This is a genomic window from Aminobacter sp. SR38 (assembly GCF_014843375.1).
Taxonomy (GTDB): domain Bacteria; phylum Pseudomonadota; class Alphaproteobacteria; order Rhizobiales; family Rhizobiaceae; genus Aminobacter; species Aminobacter ciceronei.
On record NZ_CP062112.1, the window covers coordinates 1,723,844 to 1,741,248 of the forward strand.

The 17,405-nt window shown below is 64.8% G+C and carries 19 protein-coding genes; 6 read left to right on the plus strand and 13 right to left on the minus strand.

Going from position 1 to position 17,405, the window contains the following annotated elements; translation table 11 throughout:
- Positions 1 to 42 precede the first annotated feature (42 nt).
- Together guaA and IG197_RS08425 are read right to left on the minus strand one after the other, a co-directional pair.
- A complete protein-coding gene (gene guaA, locus IG197_RS08420) occupies positions 43 to 1,605 on the minus strand; it encodes a glutamine-hydrolyzing GMP synthase (RefSeq protein ID WP_067965113.1) in 1,563 nt (520 codons plus the stop codon).
- Positions 1,606 to 1,702: 97 nt separating this feature from the next.
- Positions 1,703 to 2,161, minus strand: a complete 459-nt coding sequence (locus IG197_RS08425; protein WP_192318219.1) for a MarR family winged helix-turn-helix transcriptional regulator — start codon at positions 2,159 to 2,161, stop codon at positions 1,703 to 1,705.
- A 60-nt stretch (positions 2,162 to 2,221) separates the two neighbouring features.
- On the opposite strand from IG197_RS08425, the gene IG197_RS08430 reads away from it, so the two are divergent.
- Positions 2,222 to 2,545, plus strand: coding sequence for a hypothetical protein (locus tag IG197_RS08430; protein ID WP_067965117.1), 324 nt, complete (start codon positions 2,222 to 2,224; stop codon positions 2,543 to 2,545).
- On the opposite strand, the gene IG197_RS08435 is transcribed toward IG197_RS08430, so the two are convergent.
- The 5 genes from IG197_RS08435 to katG form a co-directional block, all read right to left on the minus strand.
- A complete protein-coding gene (locus tag IG197_RS08435) occupies positions 2,542 to 3,174 on the minus strand; it encodes a 5'-methylthioadenosine/S-adenosylhomocysteine nucleosidase (protein ID WP_192318221.1) in 633 nt (210 codons plus the stop codon). The two genes, IG197_RS08430 and IG197_RS08435, sit on opposite strands and share 4 nt — an antisense overlap.
- A 4-nt stretch (positions 3,175 to 3,178) precedes the next feature.
- On the minus strand, positions 3,179 to 3,637 hold the full coding sequence (locus IG197_RS08440; protein ID WP_067965119.1) for a PaaI family thioesterase: 459 nt from the start codon (positions 3,635 to 3,637) through the stop codon (positions 3,179 to 3,181).
- A 78-nt stretch (positions 3,638 to 3,715) separates the two neighbouring features.
- Complete coding sequence (locus IG197_RS08445; RefSeq protein WP_192318222.1) at positions 3,716 to 4,168, minus strand: TspO/MBR family protein; 453 nt, start codon at positions 4,166 to 4,168, stop codon at positions 3,716 to 3,718.
- A 102-nt stretch (positions 4,169 to 4,270) separates the two neighbouring features.
- Positions 4,271 to 5,554 (minus strand): RsmB/NOP family class I SAM-dependent RNA methyltransferase, encoded by a 1,284-nt coding sequence (locus IG197_RS08450; protein WP_182574761.1) that lies wholly within the window; start codon positions 5,552 to 5,554, stop codon positions 4,271 to 4,273.
- Between the two features lie 173 nt (positions 5,555 to 5,727).
- The gene (gene katG / locus IG197_RS08455; RefSeq protein WP_192318223.1) at positions 5,728 to 7,914 is read right to left on the minus strand and encodes a catalase/peroxidase HPI; all 2,187 of its coding nucleotides are present in this window, start codon (positions 7,912 to 7,914) and stop codon (positions 5,728 to 5,730) included.
- A gap of 309 nt (positions 7,915 to 8,223) precedes the next feature.
- Here katG and IG197_RS08460 point away from each other — a divergent pair, with 309 nt between their 5' ends.
- Positions 8,224 to 9,129: a hydrogen peroxide-inducible genes activator gene (locus tag IG197_RS08460; RefSeq protein WP_192318225.1), complete on the plus strand. Its 906-nt coding sequence runs from the start codon at positions 8,224 to 8,226 to the stop codon at positions 9,127 to 9,129.
- Here the strand turns inward: IG197_RS08460 and hisG are convergent.
- From hisG to hisS, 3 genes are read right to left on the minus strand one after another with little or no spacing between them, the layout of a single operon-like run.
- On the minus strand, positions 9,098 to 9,799 hold the full coding sequence (gene hisG, locus IG197_RS08465; protein ID WP_067965133.1) for an ATP phosphoribosyltransferase: 702 nt from the start codon (positions 9,797 to 9,799) through the stop codon (positions 9,098 to 9,100). The two genes, IG197_RS08460 and hisG, sit on opposite strands and share 32 nt — an antisense overlap.
- On the minus strand, positions 9,799 to 10,917 hold the full coding sequence (locus IG197_RS08470; RefSeq protein WP_067965135.1) for an ATP phosphoribosyltransferase regulatory subunit: 1,119 nt from the start codon (positions 10,915 to 10,917) through the stop codon (positions 9,799 to 9,801). The genes hisG and IG197_RS08470 overlap by 1 nt, the downstream gene beginning before the upstream one ends.
- Positions 10,918 to 10,921: 4 nt before the next feature.
- Entirely contained in the window at positions 10,922 to 12,439 is a 1,518-nt protein-coding gene (hisS, locus tag IG197_RS08475; protein ID WP_067965137.1) for a histidine--tRNA ligase, read from the minus strand.
- Positions 12,440 to 12,629: 190 nt separating this feature from the next.
- Here hisS and IG197_RS08480 point away from each other — a divergent pair, with 190 nt between their 5' ends.
- Together IG197_RS08480 and IG197_RS08485 are read left to right on the plus strand one after the other, a co-directional pair.
- Entirely contained in the window at positions 12,630 to 12,812 is a 183-nt protein-coding gene (locus IG197_RS08480; protein ID WP_182574770.1) for a hypothetical protein, read from the plus strand.
- A gap of 29 nt (positions 12,813 to 12,841) precedes the next feature.
- The gene (locus IG197_RS08485; protein ID WP_154385351.1) at positions 12,842 to 13,228 is read left to right on the plus strand and encodes a hypothetical protein; all 387 of its coding nucleotides are present in this window, start codon (positions 12,842 to 12,844) and stop codon (positions 13,226 to 13,228) included.
- Between the two features lie 36 nt (positions 13,229 to 13,264).
- On the opposite strand, the gene IG197_RS08490 is transcribed toward IG197_RS08485, so the two are convergent.
- Positions 13,265 to 13,903, minus strand: a complete 639-nt coding sequence (locus IG197_RS08490) for a DNA-3-methyladenine glycosylase I (protein ID WP_067967035.1) — start codon at positions 13,901 to 13,903, stop codon at positions 13,265 to 13,267.
- A 319-nt stretch (positions 13,904 to 14,222) separates the two neighbouring features.
- Here IG197_RS08490 and IG197_RS08495 point away from each other — a divergent pair, with 319 nt between their 5' ends.
- Together IG197_RS08495 and IG197_RS08500 are read left to right on the plus strand one after the other, a co-directional pair.
- The gene (locus tag IG197_RS08495; protein ID WP_154385349.1) at positions 14,223 to 15,002 is read left to right on the plus strand and encodes a L,D-transpeptidase; all 780 of its coding nucleotides are present in this window, start codon (positions 14,223 to 14,225) and stop codon (positions 15,000 to 15,002) included.
- A 232-nt stretch (positions 15,003 to 15,234) separates the two neighbouring features.
- On the plus strand, positions 15,235 to 16,158 hold the full coding sequence (locus IG197_RS08500) for a bifunctional 5,10-methylenetetrahydrofolate dehydrogenase/5,10-methenyltetrahydrofolate cyclohydrolase (RefSeq protein ID WP_067965145.1): 924 nt from the start codon (positions 15,235 to 15,237) through the stop codon (positions 16,156 to 16,158).
- 41 nt (positions 16,159 to 16,199) lie between these two features.
- On the opposite strand, the gene IG197_RS08505 is transcribed toward IG197_RS08500, so the two are convergent.
- Together IG197_RS08505 and IG197_RS08510 are read right to left on the minus strand one after the other, a co-directional pair.
- Positions 16,200 to 17,000 (minus strand): L,D-transpeptidase, encoded by an 801-nt coding sequence (locus tag IG197_RS08505; RefSeq protein ID WP_067967038.1) that lies wholly within the window; start codon positions 16,998 to 17,000, stop codon positions 16,200 to 16,202.
- Positions 17,001 to 17,093: 93 nt separating this feature from the next.
- A complete protein-coding gene (locus tag IG197_RS08510; protein WP_192318227.1) occupies positions 17,094 to 17,405 on the minus strand; it encodes a putative quinol monooxygenase in 312 nt (103 codons plus the stop codon).

Below are 17,405 nucleotides of genomic sequence, written 5' to 3' on the forward strand. Positions count from 1 at the left end.
GTAGAATGGCGTTTTTTTCGGATACGTCAGGATGGGCCTGAATCACTCCCACTCGATCGTGCCGGGCGGCTTCGAGGTGACGTCGTAAACGACACGGTTGATGCCGCGGACCTCGTTGATGATGCGGGTGGCGGCCTGGCCGAGGAAGTTCATGTCGTAATGGTAGAAGTCGGCGGTCATGCCGTCGACCGAGGTCACCGCGCGGAGCGCGCAGACGAACTCGTAGGTACGACCGTCGCCCATGACGCCGACGGTCTGGACCGGCAAAAGCACGGCAAAGGCCTGCCAGATCGCGTCGTAGAGGCCGGCCTTGCGGATCTCGTCAAGGTAGATCGCATCGGCTTCGCGCAGGATTTCGAGCTTCTCGCGGCTGATGCCGCCCGGGCAGCGGATGGCGAGGCCCGGTCCGGGGAACGGATGGCGCCCGATGAAGCTGTCCGGCAGGCCGAGTTCCTTGCCAAGCACGCGGACCTCGTCCTTGAACAGCTCGCGCAGCGGCTCGACCAGCTTCATGTTCATGCGCTCGGGCAGGCCACCGACATTGTGGTGCGACTTGATGGTCACCGAGGGACCGCCGGTGAAGGAGACGCTCTCGATGACGTCGGGGTAAAGCGTGCCTTGGGCGAGGAAGTCGGCGCCGCCGAGCTTCTTGGCCTCTTCCTCGAACACTTCGATGAACAGGCGGCCGATGGTCTTGCGCTTCTTTTCCGGATCGGACTCGCCTTCGAGCGCCGAGATGAAGCGGTCGGAGGCGTCGACGAGGATCAGCGGCAGGTTGTAGTGCTCGCGGAACATGGCGACGACGTCGGCCGCCTCGTTCTTGCGCATCAGGCCGTGGTCGACGAGGATGCAGGTGAGCTGGTCGCCGACGGCCTCGTGGATCAAGAGTGCCGCGACCGAGGAGTCGACGCCGCCCGAAAGGGCGCAGATGACCTTCTTGTCGCCGACCTGCTGGCGGATCGCCTCGACGGCATGCGCGCGATAGGCGTGCATGGTCCAGTCGCTCTCGATGCCCGCGATGTTGTGAACGAAGTTGCGCAGCAGCTTGGCGCCGTCGGGCGTGTGCACGACCTCGGGGTGGAACTGGACGGCATAGAAGTTGCGGCTCTCATCGGCGATGGCGGCGAATGGCGCGCCATTCGAGGTGCCGATGACGCGGAAGCCCTCGGGGATCTCGGTGACGCGGTCGCCGTGGCTCATCCACACCTGATGGCGGGTGCCCTTGGCCCAGACGCCCTCGAACAGCGGGCTGTCGTCCTGGATCTCAAGAAAGGCGCGGCCGAATTCGCGGTGATGGCCTGCCTCGACCTTGCCGCCGAGCTGGGCGCACATGGTCTGCTCGCCATAGCAGATGCCGAGCACCGGGATGCCGGCCGAAAAGACGGCTTCAGGGGCGCGCGGGCTGCCGATGTCGACGGTGGAATGCGGGCTGCCCGAGAGGATCACCGCCTTGGGGTTGATCCGCTTGAAGGCTTCTGCGGCCGACTGGAAGGGCACGATCTCGGAATAGACCCCGGCCTCTCGCACGCGACGCGCAATGAGCTGCGTCACCTGGCTGCCGAAGTCGATGATGAGGACGGTTTCGGGGTGCTCGGAGTTCTTCATGGCGGGCGTTTAAAGAAAGAATCACGTCTGTGCAATGGGCTCGATTGCATGGGTGACAAGTGCGCTGTGCAATGCCCGGCCCAGCCCGCCGAGCCTATCATCGGGCTTGCGGTTCAGCGAGGGCGCGCAACGCTGCCATCAAGGCATCGAAGCCGCCCTCACCCAGATGCTGCCGGTAACGCTTTTCGATGTCGAGCTTGATGGCGTCGCCGTCGTCGAGCGCGGCAAGGCCTTTTGCGGTGTAGAGAACCAGCTTGCCGCGCTTGTCCTCAAGATCGGGCGCGCGCTCGATGACGCCCTCCGCCTCCAGCCCGTCGAGCAGTTGCTGCACCGCCTGCTTGGAGATGCCAGCGCGTTCGATGAGCGCTGCCTGCCTGGTGCCGCGGCGCGCGATGTGGCCGAGCAGGCCGGCGCGGCTTTCGCTGAACCAGCCATGGCCGGCCGCGCGCATCGCCTCGGCGAACTCGGCCTGCCAGGCGCGGCTCGCCTGCCACAGGCGCCAGCCGACATGATCTGGCAGTGGTCTTTCCGCGTTTTCGTCAAGCTGCTTGACCATTTTTCCAATCGCGCATATCGTCAAGAACCTTGACCAACTGGATAGCAAGAGGAAACGACGATGGCAATTCTCGATCAGGCCGCCCTGAAGGTGCTGATTTCAGGCACGACCCATGTGCTCGACCGCAACGGCAAGGAGGCCTATGTCTATTTCGAAACCGGCGATGTGGCGCACATGCTGCTCGACGACGGCGAGACACGCACGGGAACATGGGCGCTCGCCGAGGGCGGCTATGTCGTCGACTGGGACAATGGGGTGACCGGCCGCTGGGCGCTCGACCACGAGGCCGGTGAAATCACTTACGTGAACAGGGACCGCGACGTCAAAGTGCGGCTTGCGGGTGTCCTGTTCGGCAACGCCAAGGGCCTGCCGCGCGCTGCCTAAGGTCTCAACTCGCCGCTCGAAATGGCGCGGCCGAGCAGGTTGACGGCATGCGCCAGCTTCTCGTCGACGACGTGGAGATATTCGGTCCAGTCGTCGACATGGCTGATGTCGGCGGCACCGTCGGAGATGCCGCGCAGGCCGATGAGCGGCACGCCGAACATCTGGCAGGCGCGCAGCACGGCAAAGGTCTCCATGTCGACCATGTCCTCCGGGATCGCATCATAGGCGCTGCCCGAAATGATGGTGCCACCGGTGGATAGGGTCGCCTCCCGGACACCGGGAATGCGCAGCGGCAAGGCCAGGGTGGCCGGCAGATCGAGGAAAGGTGTGGCGCCCTTTTCGAAGCCGAGCGCCGAGGCATCCATGTCACGATAGGCAACCGACACCGCCTGGTAGACCTCGGTCTGCTCCAGCTTGCGGCTGCCGGCCGAACCAAGGCAGACGACGAGATCGGGCAGGCCGTTGCAGGCAGCGAGCCGAGACAATTCGGCGCCGACAACGATGCCTGATTCAACCGGACCGACGCCGGTCATCAGCGGTTCGAACAGCGTGCGCAAATGCGGGCCATATTCGGCATCGACGGCCATGACGAACAGGACGTTGCGGCCGGAGAATTGGGCAACAGGCACGGTTTCAGCCCTCGATGCCGTCGCGGCCGGCAACGGCCATCATCGTTCCGGTCATGGTGGCGATCAGCTTGGCCTCGCCGTCGGCTGATATGGCATAGGCCTGACCGTCGGCGACGACGATGGTGCGGCCCGGCTTGGTGACGGAGCCGCGGAACAGGAAGCGCTCGCCCTTGCCGGGTGCCAGCAGATTGACCTTGAACTCGATGGTCAGCACGCTCGAATTCTCGGGCATCAGCGAAAAGGCCGCGTATCCGCAGGCGGAATCGAGAGCGGTGGAAATAACGCCGGCATGCAGGAAGCCATGCTGCTGGGTCAGCTCTCCGGAATAAGGCATCTCGATCTCGACGATGCCTGGAGTGACCAGCGTCAGTTCGGCGCCGATGGTGCGCATCGCGCTCTGGCGCGCGAAGGACGACCTGACGCGCTCGTCATAGTCGGCCGCGGGTACGATCTTGGCTGCCATATTGGATGTCCTCTTGGCTTCGCTTATCGCAAAGCCGGCAAAAGCTGGCAATCGGAAATGCTGCAGTGCAAAAGGCAATCAGTTGAGCCACCACAGCGACGCGTTGAGCAAGGTGGCGAAAGCGACCCAGACGGCATAAGGCGCAAACAGCCAGGCAGCGACACGGTCCGATTTCGCCGTAGTCGCCATGAAGCCGAGGATGGCGGCAAGCAAGGCCAGGATGACCAGCAGGGCCAGGCCCATCTGCTGCAGTCCGAAGAAGGTCGGCGACCACAGGAAATTGAGCACCAATTGAGCAACCCACAGGCGCATCGCAGCGCCATGAGGATCGCTGGACCAGACGCGCCAGCCGGCGAGCGCAATCAGGACATACAGCACCGACCAAACCGGGCCGAAAATCCAGTTTGGCGGATTGAAGAACGGCTTGGCGAGCCCGGCATACCATTCGCCCGGCAGCGTCAGATAGCCGATGAGCAAGCCGCCGCCGAAGACGACGACGATGAAACCGAGCAAGGCGACGTATCTGTTCATGCGACCTCCTGCACTGCGCACCCGAGGCGCAGAACGCCAAAGGCCGGATCTGGTTGCACATTTCGCTCCGCCACAGCGCAGAACGACCTGTGCTACCCGAGATCAGGCGCGACGCATCGCGGCGAAATAGAAGCCGTCGGTGCCGCTGCGGGCCGGGGTCAACGACAGGCCCTGTTCCCCGAAGCGTACGGCATCGCTGCGACCAGGAAAATGCTGCGACCAGAGGGCCTGGTGGTCGACGGTTTTGAAGCGTTCGTTGCGTTCGATGAACGCTGCGACCTGGTCGGCATTCTCTTCGTCGAAGACCGAACAGGTGATGTAGACGACGAGCCCGCCCGGCTTCACATAGGCGCTGGCGGTGTCGAGAATAGCCGACTGCTCGGCCTTGCGCACGTCAAGCTGGCGCTGTGTCAGTCGCCACTTGGCGTCGGGCCGGCGGCGCCAGGTGCCGCTCCCGGTGCAAGGCGCGTCGATCAGCACGAGGTCCATGTGGCCGGTCAGGGCCGAGAGTTCGGACGGCTTGGACACCACCTGGACATTGCGGTTGTCGGAGCGACGCAGCCGGTCGAACATCGGCGCGAGCCGCGACTTCTCGGAATCATGGGCGAATATCTGGCCGCGGTTTTCCATCGCCGCCGACAGCGCCAGCGTCTTGCCACCGGCACCGGCGCAATAATCGAGAACTTGCATGCCGGGCAAGGCGCCTGCCAGTTCTGCGGCAAGCTGCGAGCCCTCGTCCTGGATTTCGAACCAACCCTTTTGGAATGCCGGTTCGGCCTGGACATTGGGGTGGCGGCCGCTGCCGTCGATGGGCGGAATGCGAACGCCATGCGGAGCAAGAGCGGTTGGTGCTGCCTGGGTGCCTTCCAGCTCGGCGATGACGCGGTCGCGATCAGCCTTCAGCGTGTTGGCACGGATGTCGAGCGGCGGACGCGCGGCAAGGGCAGCGCCCTCGGCGACCCACTCCGCGCCAAAGGCGCGTTCGAGCAGCGGCGCGCACCAATCGGGGCAATCGGCGCGGACGGCGTCGGGCGCCTCGTTGAGCTTGTGGTTGGCAATCGTCGCGAGTTCGCTGGCACTCAGCGGCTCGGGTGCGAACTTGTCGCCGTCGAGCGTCTGGTTGAGTGCTTCGGCGGACTGGTCCCATTCGAGCAACAGGGCGCCGAAGCCGAGCGCACGTGAGGTCTCGTCGCCGACCAGCCAGCCGGCAGAGCGCTTGCGGCGCAAGGCGTCATAGACGATGTTGCCGATCGCAGCGCGGTCACCGGCGCCGGCGAAGCGATGGGACAGGCCCCAATCCTTCAGTGCATCCGCGGCGGGCCTGTGCCGCCTCTCGATATCGTCGAGCACTTCAATGGCCGCAGCCAGTCGTCCGCCAAGTCGCATGTTCGGTTTTCCGCTTTCGGTTGACCCGTATCAGGCCTAGCTAAACAGCAGCGGCGGAATGCACAAGCACCAGCCAGCCTTGTCGGGGCAAAAACTTCCGGCAAAGACGAGCAACACAAAATGAAACAGGCGCGGATCGCTCCGCGCCTGCCTTGTTCGAGCGGACCGGCTTCTTATGCGAAGCGGTCGGCGTTCATCACCTTGTTCCATGCGGCGACGAAGTCCCGGGCGAACTTCGCGCCGGCGTCAGTCGAGCCATAGACCTCGGCCAGGGCGCGCAGCTGCGAGTGCGAGCCAAACAGCAGATCGACGCGCGTCGCCGTCCACCTGGCTTCACCGCTGTTGCGGTCGCGACCTTCGAACACGTCCTTGGCGTCCGACGTCGCCTTCCACACAGTGCCCATGTCGAGCAGGTTGACGAAGAAGTCGTTGGACAACGTGCCGGGGCGGGCGGTGAAGACGCCATGGGTCGTCTCGCCTGTATTGGCGCCAAGCACGCGCAGGCCACCGACCAGAACGGTCAGTTCAGGCGCCGTCAGCTTCAGCAGCTGCGCACGGTCGACGAGGTTCTCCTCGGCGCTCAGGCGCTGACGGCCGCTGGTGTAGTTGCGGAAGCCGTCGGCGGTGGGTTCGAGCGGGGCGAAGGACTCGACGTCGGTCTGCTCCTGCGAGGCGTCCATACGGCCCGGCGTAAAGGCCACCTTGACGTCATTGCCGGCATCCTTGGCGGCCTTCTCGACGGCAGCGGCACCGCCGAGCACGATCAGGTCGGCGAGCGACACCTTCTTGTTGCCCGCCTGCGACGCGTTGAATTCGTTCTGGATCGCCGTAAGCTTCTCCAGCACCGAGGCCAGTTGCGCCGGCTGGTTGACGGCCCAGTCCTTCTGCGGGGCAAGGCGGATGCGCGCGCCATTGGCGCCGCCGCGCATGTCCGAACCGCGGAAGGTCGAGGCCGAAGCCCAGGCGGTCGAGACCAGTTGCGACACTGAAAGCCCCGAACCGAGGATCTTGGCCTTGAGGGCCGTGACATCGGCATCGTCGATCAGCACGTGATCGACAGCCGGGATCGGGTCCTGCCAGATCAGCTCTTCCTTGGGCACCAGCGGGCCGCGATAGCGGGCAAGCGGGCCCATGTCGCGATGGGTGAGCTTGAACCAGGCGCGGGCGAAGGCATCGGCAAACTGGTCCGGGTTTTCCAGGAAGCGACGCGAGATCTTCTCGTATTCGGGATCGAAGCGCAGCGCGAGGTCGGTGGTCAGCATCGCCGGCGCATGGCGCTTGGACTTGTCATGCGCATCCGGCACGGTGCCGGCACCCATATTGTGCTTGGGCGTCCACTGGTGCGCGCCGGCCGGGCTCTTGGTCAGCTCCCATTCGTAGCCGAACAGGTTCCAGAAGAAGTTGTTCGTCCACTTGGTCGGCGTCGTCGTCCAGGTCACTTCGAGCCCCGAACCGATGGCGTCGCCGCCCTTGCCGGTGCCGAAGCTGTTGTGCCAGCCAAGCCCCTGCAGCTCGAGATCGGCAGCTTCAGGCTCGACGCCGACATTGGCGGCGTCGCCGGCGCCATGGGTCTTGCCGAAGGTGTGACCACCGGCGATCAGGGCGACGGTTTCCTCGTCGTTCATAGCCATGCGGGCGAAGGTGTCGCGGATGTCGCGGGCCGCTGCCAGCGGATCGGGATTGCCGTTCGGGCCTTCCGGATTGACGTAGATCAGACCCATCTGCACGGCGGCCAACGGTCCTTCGAGCTCGCGGTCGCCGCTGTAGCGTTCGTCGGCCAGCCACTTGCCTTCCTTGCCCCAATAGATGTCCTGCTCCGGCTCCCAGACGTCGGCGCGGCCGCCGGCGAAACCGAAGGTCTTGAAACCCATCGTCTCCAGCGCGACGTTGCCGGTCAGGATCATCAGGTCAGCCCAGGAGATCTTGCGGCCATATTTCTGCTTGATCGGCCACAAAAGGCGGCGGGCCTTGTCGAGGTTGACGTTGTCAGGCCAGCTGTTGAGCGGAGCAAAACGCTGCTGGCCCGCACCAGCGCCGCCGCGGCCATCGCCGATGCGGTAGGTGCCGGCGCTGTGCCAGGCCATGCGGATGAAGAGTGGGCCGTAATGGCCGAAGTCGGCCGGCCACCAGTCCTGCGAATCCGTCATCAACGCGGTCAGATCCTTGATCACCGCGTCGAGGTCGAGGCTTTCGAATTCCTTGGCATAGTCGAAGGCTTCGCCCATCGGATCGGACAGGGCGGAGTGCTGGTGCAGGACGCTGAGGTCCAGCATGTTCGGCCACCAGTCACGATTGCCGGTGCCGGTGGGCTTGTGGGCGACAGGGCACTTGCCCGCGCTCGTCTCGGTCTTGGTATCCATGTTGATCTCTTTCCGAACGTCTTTGCGTGGTTGGTTTGCGGCCTTCGGGCAGCCTGCGATCGAGGCAACGCCGGGCCAGAAGCGGTCAGGCCGATGCGGCCATGGCAGGGTCGGGCACGGGCACCCCGGCGCTCCTGAAGATCGTCGATAACGTCATGGCTTGCGCCCTCCCTCTGGATAGAACTTGCTAGACCGTTTTAGGCGGGAAACTGAATACTGTATACCGCCTTGATTGGAATAGTTCCAGTCTAGGATGCGATTCCGATAAAGCCAAATTGCCTTTTCTAAGAAGTTTGATAGTTTTTGATTATGATCCGCCTCACGATCCGACAGATGGAATATTTCGCCGCGCTGGCGCAAACGCTGCATTTCGGCCGCGCCGCCGAATATGCCGGCGTGAGCCAGCCGGCGCTGTCAACGCAGATCGCCGAGATGGAGGAACGGCTTGGCTGCACGCTGTTCGAACGCGGCGGCAAGGCCGTGCGCATGACCGAAGATGCGCTGGAACTGCTGCCGCGCATCGACAGGATTCTCACCGAAATCCGCGAGGTCGAGGCAACGGCGCGGCGCGGCCGGCTGGCGATGGAAGGGCGGATGCGGCTCGGCATCATTCCGACTGTCGCACCCTATCTTCTGCCGCACGTTCTGCCGGCGCTGAAGGACGAATATCCGAATCTCCGGCTGGAACTGCGCGAGGCGATCACCGGGGCGCTGGTCGAGGACGCGCTCAATGGGCGTATCGACGCCTTCGTGGCAGCGCTGCCACTGGATCATGCCGGGCTCACCACCCGGGAGCTTTTCTCAGATCGCTTCTATCTCGCGGTGCCGGCCAACGACCCCGACTTCGTTGCACCGCCGGTGCCGCCGGAAAGCCCGGCGCTGGAACGGCTGATGCTGCTCGAGGAAGGGCACTGCCTGCGCGAACAGGCTCTGGCCGTGTGCGGCAGCGTCAAGCCGGTGGCGATGGCCAATTATGGCGCGACCAGCCTGACGACACTGCTGCAGATGGTGGCGCATGGCCTCGGCGTGACTCTGATACCGGAGATGGCGGCGGGCCCGGCGGGCGACCAGCGCGACCTGAAGATCGTGCCCTTCGCCGAGCCGGTGCCGGAGCGGCGCATCTGTCTTGCCTGGCGCCGCAACAGCCCGCGGCACAATGAGTGCCTGGAGCTGGCGCGGATCGTCAGCGGACTGCAGCCGCTACTGCGGCATTGAACGCGGCAAGCGTCGCCTCGTCGGCAGCATTGCGCGCCTTCAGCGACTGCACGAGGCAGGCCTGCGAACGCAGGATGACGCCGTCCGACAGGATCTTCAGATGGTTGGCGCGCAGCGTCGAGCCGGTCGAGGTAATGTCGACGATGACATCGGCGGAACCCGCGGCCGGTGCACCTTCGGTGGCGCCGAGGCTCTCGACGATGCGGTAGACCTGGATGCCGTGCATCTGGGAGAAGAATTGCTGCGTCAGCCGCCAGTATTTGGTGGCGATGCGCAGGCGGCGGCCATGGCGCTGGCGGAAATCGGCGGCGACATCATCGAGGTCGGCCATGGTGTCGACGTCGAGCCACATGTCGGGCACGGCAACGACGACATCGGCATGGCCGAAGCCGAGGCGCGCCGTGATCGCTGCCTTGCGCTCCCAGTCGGCAAGGTTCTCGCGGATCAGGTCCTCGCCCGTGATGCCGAGGTCGACATTGCCCTGGCCGATCTCGCCCGAGATCTCCGACGCCGACAGGAAGGCGATTTCAATGTCGGCGCGGCCTTCGATGGTGGCGCGATAACGACGATCGTCGTCGGGCAAGTTGACGGTGAAGCCGGCCTTGGCCAGCACCTCGAGCGCCTGCTCCTTGAGCCGGCCCTTGGAAGGAAGTGCGATCGAAATGGCCATCAGCGCGCCTCCCTCAAGGCTTCGATACGGTCGAGCCAGACGGAGAAGCCGACGCCGGGAATGGGCTTGCCGGCGCCGAGCAAGGTCAGCAGGCGGTCGTAACGGCCGCCGCCGGCCAGCGGCCGGTCGGCTTCGGGACCTGATATCTCGAACACCAGGCCGGTGTAATAATCGAGCGGACGGCCGAAGGCGGCGTCGTAACGGACGGAGCCGGTGGCGAGACCGTGACCTGAGATCGCCTTGGCGCGGGCGGCGAAATTGTCGAGCGCAGCCCCCAAAGTCAGGCCGGCACCTGCAGCGAACTCCTTGAGCGCTGCCGGCGCCTCATCAAGCGCCACGTCGATGGCAAGGAAGCGTTCGAGCGCTTCGAAGGCATCGCTCGACAGCCGCACGCTGCGCAGTTCGGCCTTTTCGATCAGGCGGCGGGCAATATCGTTGGGCGTGCGGCCGGCGGAAGGCGAAAGACCGGCCTGCTCCATGCCGGCGGCGATGTGGGCGGCAAGCGCATCGTGATCGGCATCGGCGACGAGCGATGCTGCGGGCTCAGCAAGGGCCGAGATGCGGGTGGGCGCTGCGAGATCGCCGAGGGCGGCAGCCAGAAGCTCGGCCGAGCCGAAGGCGCGGGCAAGACGCATGCGCCAACCACGCGGCAGGCCGAGCGCTGCAAGAACCGCCTCGAAGATCGCCTGATCGCCAAGCGTGACGGTCAAGTCGTGCCCCGGCAGGCATAGCGACAGCAGCGCATGCGCGTCGGCCACCGAGCGCGCATCGGCCGCAGCGATGTCCTTGTCGCCGAGATCCTCGACGCCGGCCTGGAAGAACTCGTTGCCACCCTCGCGGCGCTGGCGAAACACCTCGCCGAGATAGGAATAGCGGCGCGGCGTACCGGATTGGGTGTGAATGTGGTCGAGGCAGACCGGAATTGTGAATTCCGGCCGCAGGCAAAGTGCGGCACCCGTCTCGCTTTCGGTCAGAAAGATACGGCGGCGCAGGTCTTCGCCGGCCATGTCGAGAAACGGGTCGGCTGGCTGCAATACCGGCACATCGACGGCATCGGCCCCGCGCGCGGCGAAGAGCTTCAGGATGTCGGATGCAATCGCCGGATAACGCGCGTTCATGGCCTTACTGCTTTGCCCGCTCTTCCGCCTGGGCGGCGAGTACCTTCTTCACCTCGGCGACCAGTTCGGCCTCGGGCACGGTGACCTGGGCCGGACGCGCGGCGCGCCATTCGGCATTGTCGGTGATCTCGGCCGACAAACGCGCGCCCTCGATCAGGTCCTTGATCTGGACCTCACCCTTGGCGCGCTCGTCGCCGCCCTGAATGATCACGACGCCCGATCCCCTGCGGTCGGCATATTTGATCTGCGCCTTCATGCCGGCGCCGCCGAGATACATTTCGGCGCGCACGCCGGCACGACGCAGCTCGGCGACCATCTTCTGGTAGCGGCCGAGGCTTTCGGTGTCCTTGTCCATGACCAGCACGACCACGGGCGCAACGACATCCGACGTGTCGAGCTTGCCGAGATTCTTGAGCGCCGTCATCAGGCGCGACACGCCGATGGAGAAGCCGGTCGCCGGAACCGGCTCACCGCGGAAGCGCGAGACGAGGCCATCGTAGCGGCCGCCGCCGCCGACGGAACCGAAGCGCACGACCTGGCCATCGTCATTGGGAATCTCGGCCAGCAACTCGGCTTCGAAGACCGGACCGGTGTAATATTCAAGGCCGCGCACGACCGAAGGATCGACCTTGACGCGGCCGTCGTCATAGCCGGCTGCGGCGGCAAGAGCGCCGATCTGTGCAAGTTCCTCGACGCCTTCCGTGCCCCTGGCGTTGCCGGCGACGATGGCGCGCAAATTCTCGGCGGTGGTCGCCGCATCGGCAGATCCAGCCTCGGTGAAGGCGATGACGGTAGCAATCGCCGCTTCATCCAGGCCAGCACCCTTGGTGAAGTCGCCCTCGCCTTCCGCACCACCGTCCCAGCGCCCCTTGCCGAGCAGCAGGCGCACGCCTTCGGGGCCGAACTTGTCGAGCTTGTCGATGGCGCGCAGCACTGTAAGGCGGCGATTGACGTTGTCGTCGCCGCCGAGACCGATGGCCTCGAGCACGCCGTCGAGCACCTTGCGGTTGTTGACGCGGATGACGTAGTCGCCGCGCTTGATGCCGAGCGCTTCCATCACGTCGGCCATCATCATCGTCATCTCGGCATCGGCCGCGACGCCTGGCGTGCCGACGGTGTCGGCGTCGAACTGCATGAACTGGCGGAAGCGGCCGGGGCCGGGCTTCTCGTTGCGGAACACCCAGCCCGAGCGGTAGCTGCGGTACGGCTTGGGCAGCTTCTCGTAATTCTCGGCGACGAAGCGCGCCATCGGCGCGGTCAGGTCATAGCGCAGCGACAGCCACTGTTCGTCGTCGTCCTGAAAGGAGAAGACACCTTCGTTGGGGCGGTCCTGGTCGGGCAGGAATTTTCCAAGCGCGTCGGTGTATTCGATCAGCGGCTGGTCGACCGGCTCGAAGCCGTAGAGCTCGTAGACTTCGCGAATCCTGGCCATCATCTTCTCGACGATCCGGATGTCGTCCGCGCTGCGGTCGACGAAGCCGCGCGGCAGTCGCGCTTTCATCTTTTCCGATTTGTCGGCCATGGCGAGAATTCCGCTGTTTTCCAGAAATTTTGGCCGCGATCACGGCGCGGCGTGTCGTAACCGAAATGGGATGGAGCGGCAAGCGTTTGGCTTGCCACCGGCAAGCCGAAACATTTCCACAATTTGACCGACATCGTGCCGATACAGCTCGAAGCGACAAGGCGCAGCATTGAATGCCAGGACGAACACCATGCCCACGATTGCAGCAGAACTCGACAAGACCGCAACGCAGCCACTGCCGGCGCGGCGCGAACAAGCCGCCCCGAAGCGGGCGTCGTCGTTCGGGGATACGCTGCTTGCAGTGGGGCTCGTGCTCTATCCGGCGCTTACCGCCGTCGGTGCCATCGCAGCCGGCATGATGTTTTCCGCATAGGACCCTTATTGGTCCCGAAAGGCACTGCCATGCCACGGATCGTCTCAACCGCAGCGCTCTGCGCGCTGTCGCTTGCCGCAGGTCTTGCAACGGCTGCGGCCTGTTCACCCGGCGACCCCAGGCTCGCCGGACATTACTATCTCAACGGCGTCATGGAGGTCGGCTCCGAACTGCTGCTCCGGCCGAACGGAAGCTTCGAATTCATGCTCGCCTATGGCGCCAACGACCAATATGGCAAGGGCTGCTGGGTCAAGCGCGGCGCGACCGTCGAGGTCATCCCGGCCGGCCGGAGTGCGGCCTCGCGCCGCCACACACCCGACGACCGCGGCTTCGGCGGTCTGGTGCTGACGGTTTCCGGCCGGTCGCTGGTCTGGAACATCGCCGGCAGCGGCTACAAGGGCCGTTACGAGCGTTAGGTTCCTTCCCCCTTTTGAAGAAGGAACAGTGCCCCCTTACCCCGGCCGCTTGAACGCCTTGCGCTCGGCTTCGATCTTGCCGCGGCACATGCAACCTTCGATATGATCGTTGACCATGCCCATCGCCTGCATGAAGGCATAGACGGTGGTCGGGCCGACGAAGCTCCAGCCGCGCTTCTTCAATTCCTTGGAAATGCGTGTCGAGGTGGGCGTCGTCGGGTTGGCGATCAGCGTGGGATAGTCGACGACCTTGGGCCGCTCGTCCGGGCCGGGCTCGAACTTCCAGAACCACGCCGCGAGCGATCCGGCCTCATCGGCCAGTTCGCGAGCCCGTTTGGCATTGTTGATGGTCGAGACGATCTTGCCGCGATGGCGGACGATACCGGGATTGCCCAGCAACCGCTCGATATCGGTTTCGCCATACTCGGCGACCGTGTCGAAGTCGAAGCCGGAAAATGCCTCGCGAAAGCTCTCGCGCTTGCGCAGGATGGTCAGCCATGACAGGCCGGACTGGAACCCTTCGAGGCAGATCTTTTCGAACAGCCTGACGTCGTTGACGACCGGACGGCCCCATTCATTGTCATGGTAGTGCAGATAATCGGGCAGCGTGCCCGGCCAGAAGCAGCGTGTCACCCCATCCGCGCCGACCATCAGGCCTGTCTTTTTCTCGTCCATGTCTATTCCGTTCGTTAACAGTCCAGTGCATGCCCCCGAAAATCGACAGCCGATTCTCGGAAAACAATCATGCACCAACCCAGAGTGTTACAGCGTCCTTTGCGCGTCCAAGAGGACGCGCGGCGCTCTAATCGCACACTGATTTACCGGTGGTTTACCAGACTCCTGAACCGGCCGGTAACCACACTGAAAGCTTTCCTGACAATCTCGCATTTTAGGCAACCCGATTCATGTTTCGGTGGGAAGGCCCGGACAACATGGCCCCGAAAAGGGAATGGGCCGTGCCCTGCCCCACTGACGATCGAGTTGAGAGCACGTCATGAGAAAACCTCTGATCCTTCTGGCATCGGCCGCCATGCTGGCCGAGCTTGTTTCGCCCGCACTGGCCTATGACCGCTACGCCGAGCGGCCGCCTGTCGTGGTGAGCCCCGACCTGTCGGCGCCCTGGGTACTGCAGCTCGGACGCAATCCCGGCGAGGTGATGCCCAGACAGCAGCGGCGCCAGCAGCGCGCCCAGGTCCAGGTCAGGCCGGCGGCACCGCGCGAGGCACCCCGCGCCGCCCAGCGCCAGAAGGTCCGTCCGGACGGCGTGCAGACGGCCGCCTTGCGCGCGCCGGAGAAGCGCAGCGTCAAGCCGCAGATCAACCCGATCTACCTGCCGCAGACTGTCGCCTATGACGGTGCCGAGAAAGCCGGCACCATCATCATCGATACGACGGAGAACTTCCTCTATCTCGTCGGGACCGACGGGCAGGCGCGGCGCTACGGCGTCGGCACCGGCAAGCCGGGCTTCGAGTGGTCGGGCACGCACAAGGTGACGTCGAAGCGCGAATGGCCGGAATGGCGGCCGCCGGCGGAGATGATCGCGCGCGAACGCGCCAAGGGCCGCGTGCTGCCGGCGATGATGACCGGCGGCCCGGAAAACCCGCTCGGCGCGCGCGCGCTCTATCTCGGCTCGACGCTCTACCGCATCCACGGCACCAACCAGCCATGGACGATCGGCGGGGCTGTGTCGTCGGGCTGCATCCGCATGCGCAACGAAGACGTCATGGATCTCTACGAGCGCGTCGCGGTCGGCACCACTGTTATCGTCAGGTAATCATCCAGTTACGGGGGCGGAGTCGGTCGCAAGGCCAGGCTCCCATGCAAAAGGGCAGCTCGGCGGAAGACCGGGCTGCCCTTTTCGCATTTGCGCGGCAGCGGCGGAATCTCATGCATTTTTCAGGAAAAATTGTTTAACATGGATAAAAATTGATCGGACCGGCCCTTTCCTTCATGAGCGCGCCGAAGTATCCCGTTTCAAGCCGATGATGACCTGCGAAGGAAGACATATGCCGCCGCTCGACGACAACCGCTATCTCAAAGGCGGCCCCGTGGCCGCCCGCATCATCGCCGAAGTCCGCGCCGCCGCGCAGCAGGCGACAGACGAGGGTTTCCGCCCCAAGCTCGTTTCGATCACCGTCGGCGACGTCGCCGCTGTCGACGTCTATGTCCGCAACCAGCGCGCCAAGGCGGAGCTGGCCGGCATCGACTTCGAGGAAAGGCGGTTTCCTGCGGAGCTGACAGCAGGCGAGCTGGAAGCGGCGATCCATGGCATGAACGCCGACCCGCGCATCACCGGCATCATCATCCAGCGGCCGGTTCCGGCGCACATCCCGATCAAGGCGATCCAGGCGGCGGTGCATCCGCTGAAGGACGTCGAGGGCATGCACCCGGCTTCGATCGGTAACATCGTCTACAACCAGCTCGACCTGGCGCCCTGCACGGCCGCTGCCTCTGTAGAACTGCTGAAGGCCACCGGACTCGACCTCAAGGGCCTAGAGGTGGTGGTCGTCGGGCACTCGGAGATCGTCGGCAAGCCGATCGCCTTCCTGTTGATGAGCGAAGGCGCCACTGTGACCGTGTGCCATCACATGACACGCTCGCTGGCGGCCCACGCGCGCCGCGCCGACGCGCTGTTTGTTGCCGTCGGCAAGCCCAGGCTGATCAAGGCCGACATGGTGAAGCCCGGGGCCGCAGTGATCGACATCGGCATCAATGCCGAGACGCTGCCCGATGGTTCGAGCCGCATCGTCGGCGACGTCGACACCGAAAGTGTCAAGGAAGTAGCGTCGTGGATCACGCCGGTGCCGGGCGGCGTCGGGCCGGTGACGGTGGCGATCCTGCTGCGCAACACCATGGTGGCGCTCAACCGCCAGCGCGCCGTCTATCGCGCCACGTTCGGAACCGCCGAGGCAACGCTGGCCGCCGAATAGGGTGTGTGCCGGCTCAGGCCGGCGCCCCCACCCTGCGGGCGCTAGAGCCGCCAGCTGTCCTGCTGGATCGGCTGCTGCGCCACCGGATTGGCGACCATCTGCAGCCCATTGGTGACGACGATCGGCGTACCGTCAGGCACGCGGCCGTAGAGGTCGATGACGTCCTGGTTGATCAGGCGGACGCAGCCCGACGATACCGACTTGCCGATCGATGCCCATTCAGGCGAGCCGTGCAGGCGATAGAGCGTGTCCTTGCCATCCTGGAAGATGTAGAGCGCGCGCGCGCCGAGCGGGTTCTGCACGCCTGGCTGCATGCCGCCTTCCCACTCGTTCTTGCCCGGGATCTGGCGGGCGCGGTACTTTTCCAGCTCGGGCTGGCGGTCGATCATCTCGTTCGGCGGGAACCAGCGCGGCCAGGTCTGCTTCCATTCGATGACGCCGCGGCCGGCCCATTCGAAACCGGCACGGCCAAGGCCGACGCCGTAGCGGATCGCCTCGCCATTGTCGGCGACGACATAGAGGAAATGGCCGGCCGTATCGATGACCACCGTTCCCGGCGCTTCGCCGGTCGGATCGGTGACGACCTGGCGGTAGTAGCGCGGATCGATCTTCTTGAACGGCACGCCCGGAATGTCATAGCCGTTGTCGTTGACCGGCGCGTACATCATCTCGGGGTCGGCGAATGACGGGTCGTTACGCATTGTCGGCGGCGGCGGCGCGGCAGGGAAAGCCGGCACCGATGCCGCCCGCTGGCTGCTCGTGGTCGAACAGGCCGAAAGCACGGCCGAAGCTGCGCCGGTTGCGGCCAAGGCCAGCAATCGGCGGCGGGTGAATGTCGACATAGAAGCTTCCAATGCGATTTCGATCTGCTGCAACGCACGGAGCATTCGCATGTTCCACCCGCTGAGTTCAATCCCGGGCGACGCCTGGTCTGGTCAACTCTGGTTGTAGTCGCTGCGCATTGGCTGCCACATCGAGATGTCGCGCGGCGCCGCCAGTAGTTCGTCCAGTGCCGCGTGCCACTCCTCGCGATAGGGCCGATTGAGCTGCACATCCAGCACATCCTGATGATCGGCCCATGTTTCGTGCAGCAGGAACCGGTTTTCGTCGGCTGGATCGCCATGCAGCGTCGCGCTGACGAACATCGGCTCATGGCGCATGGCGTCGAGCACGCCATTGATCAGCCTGAGATAGCGGCTGCGCTGTTCGGGGCGGACGTTGAAGCCGATGATGTAGGTGACGCTCAT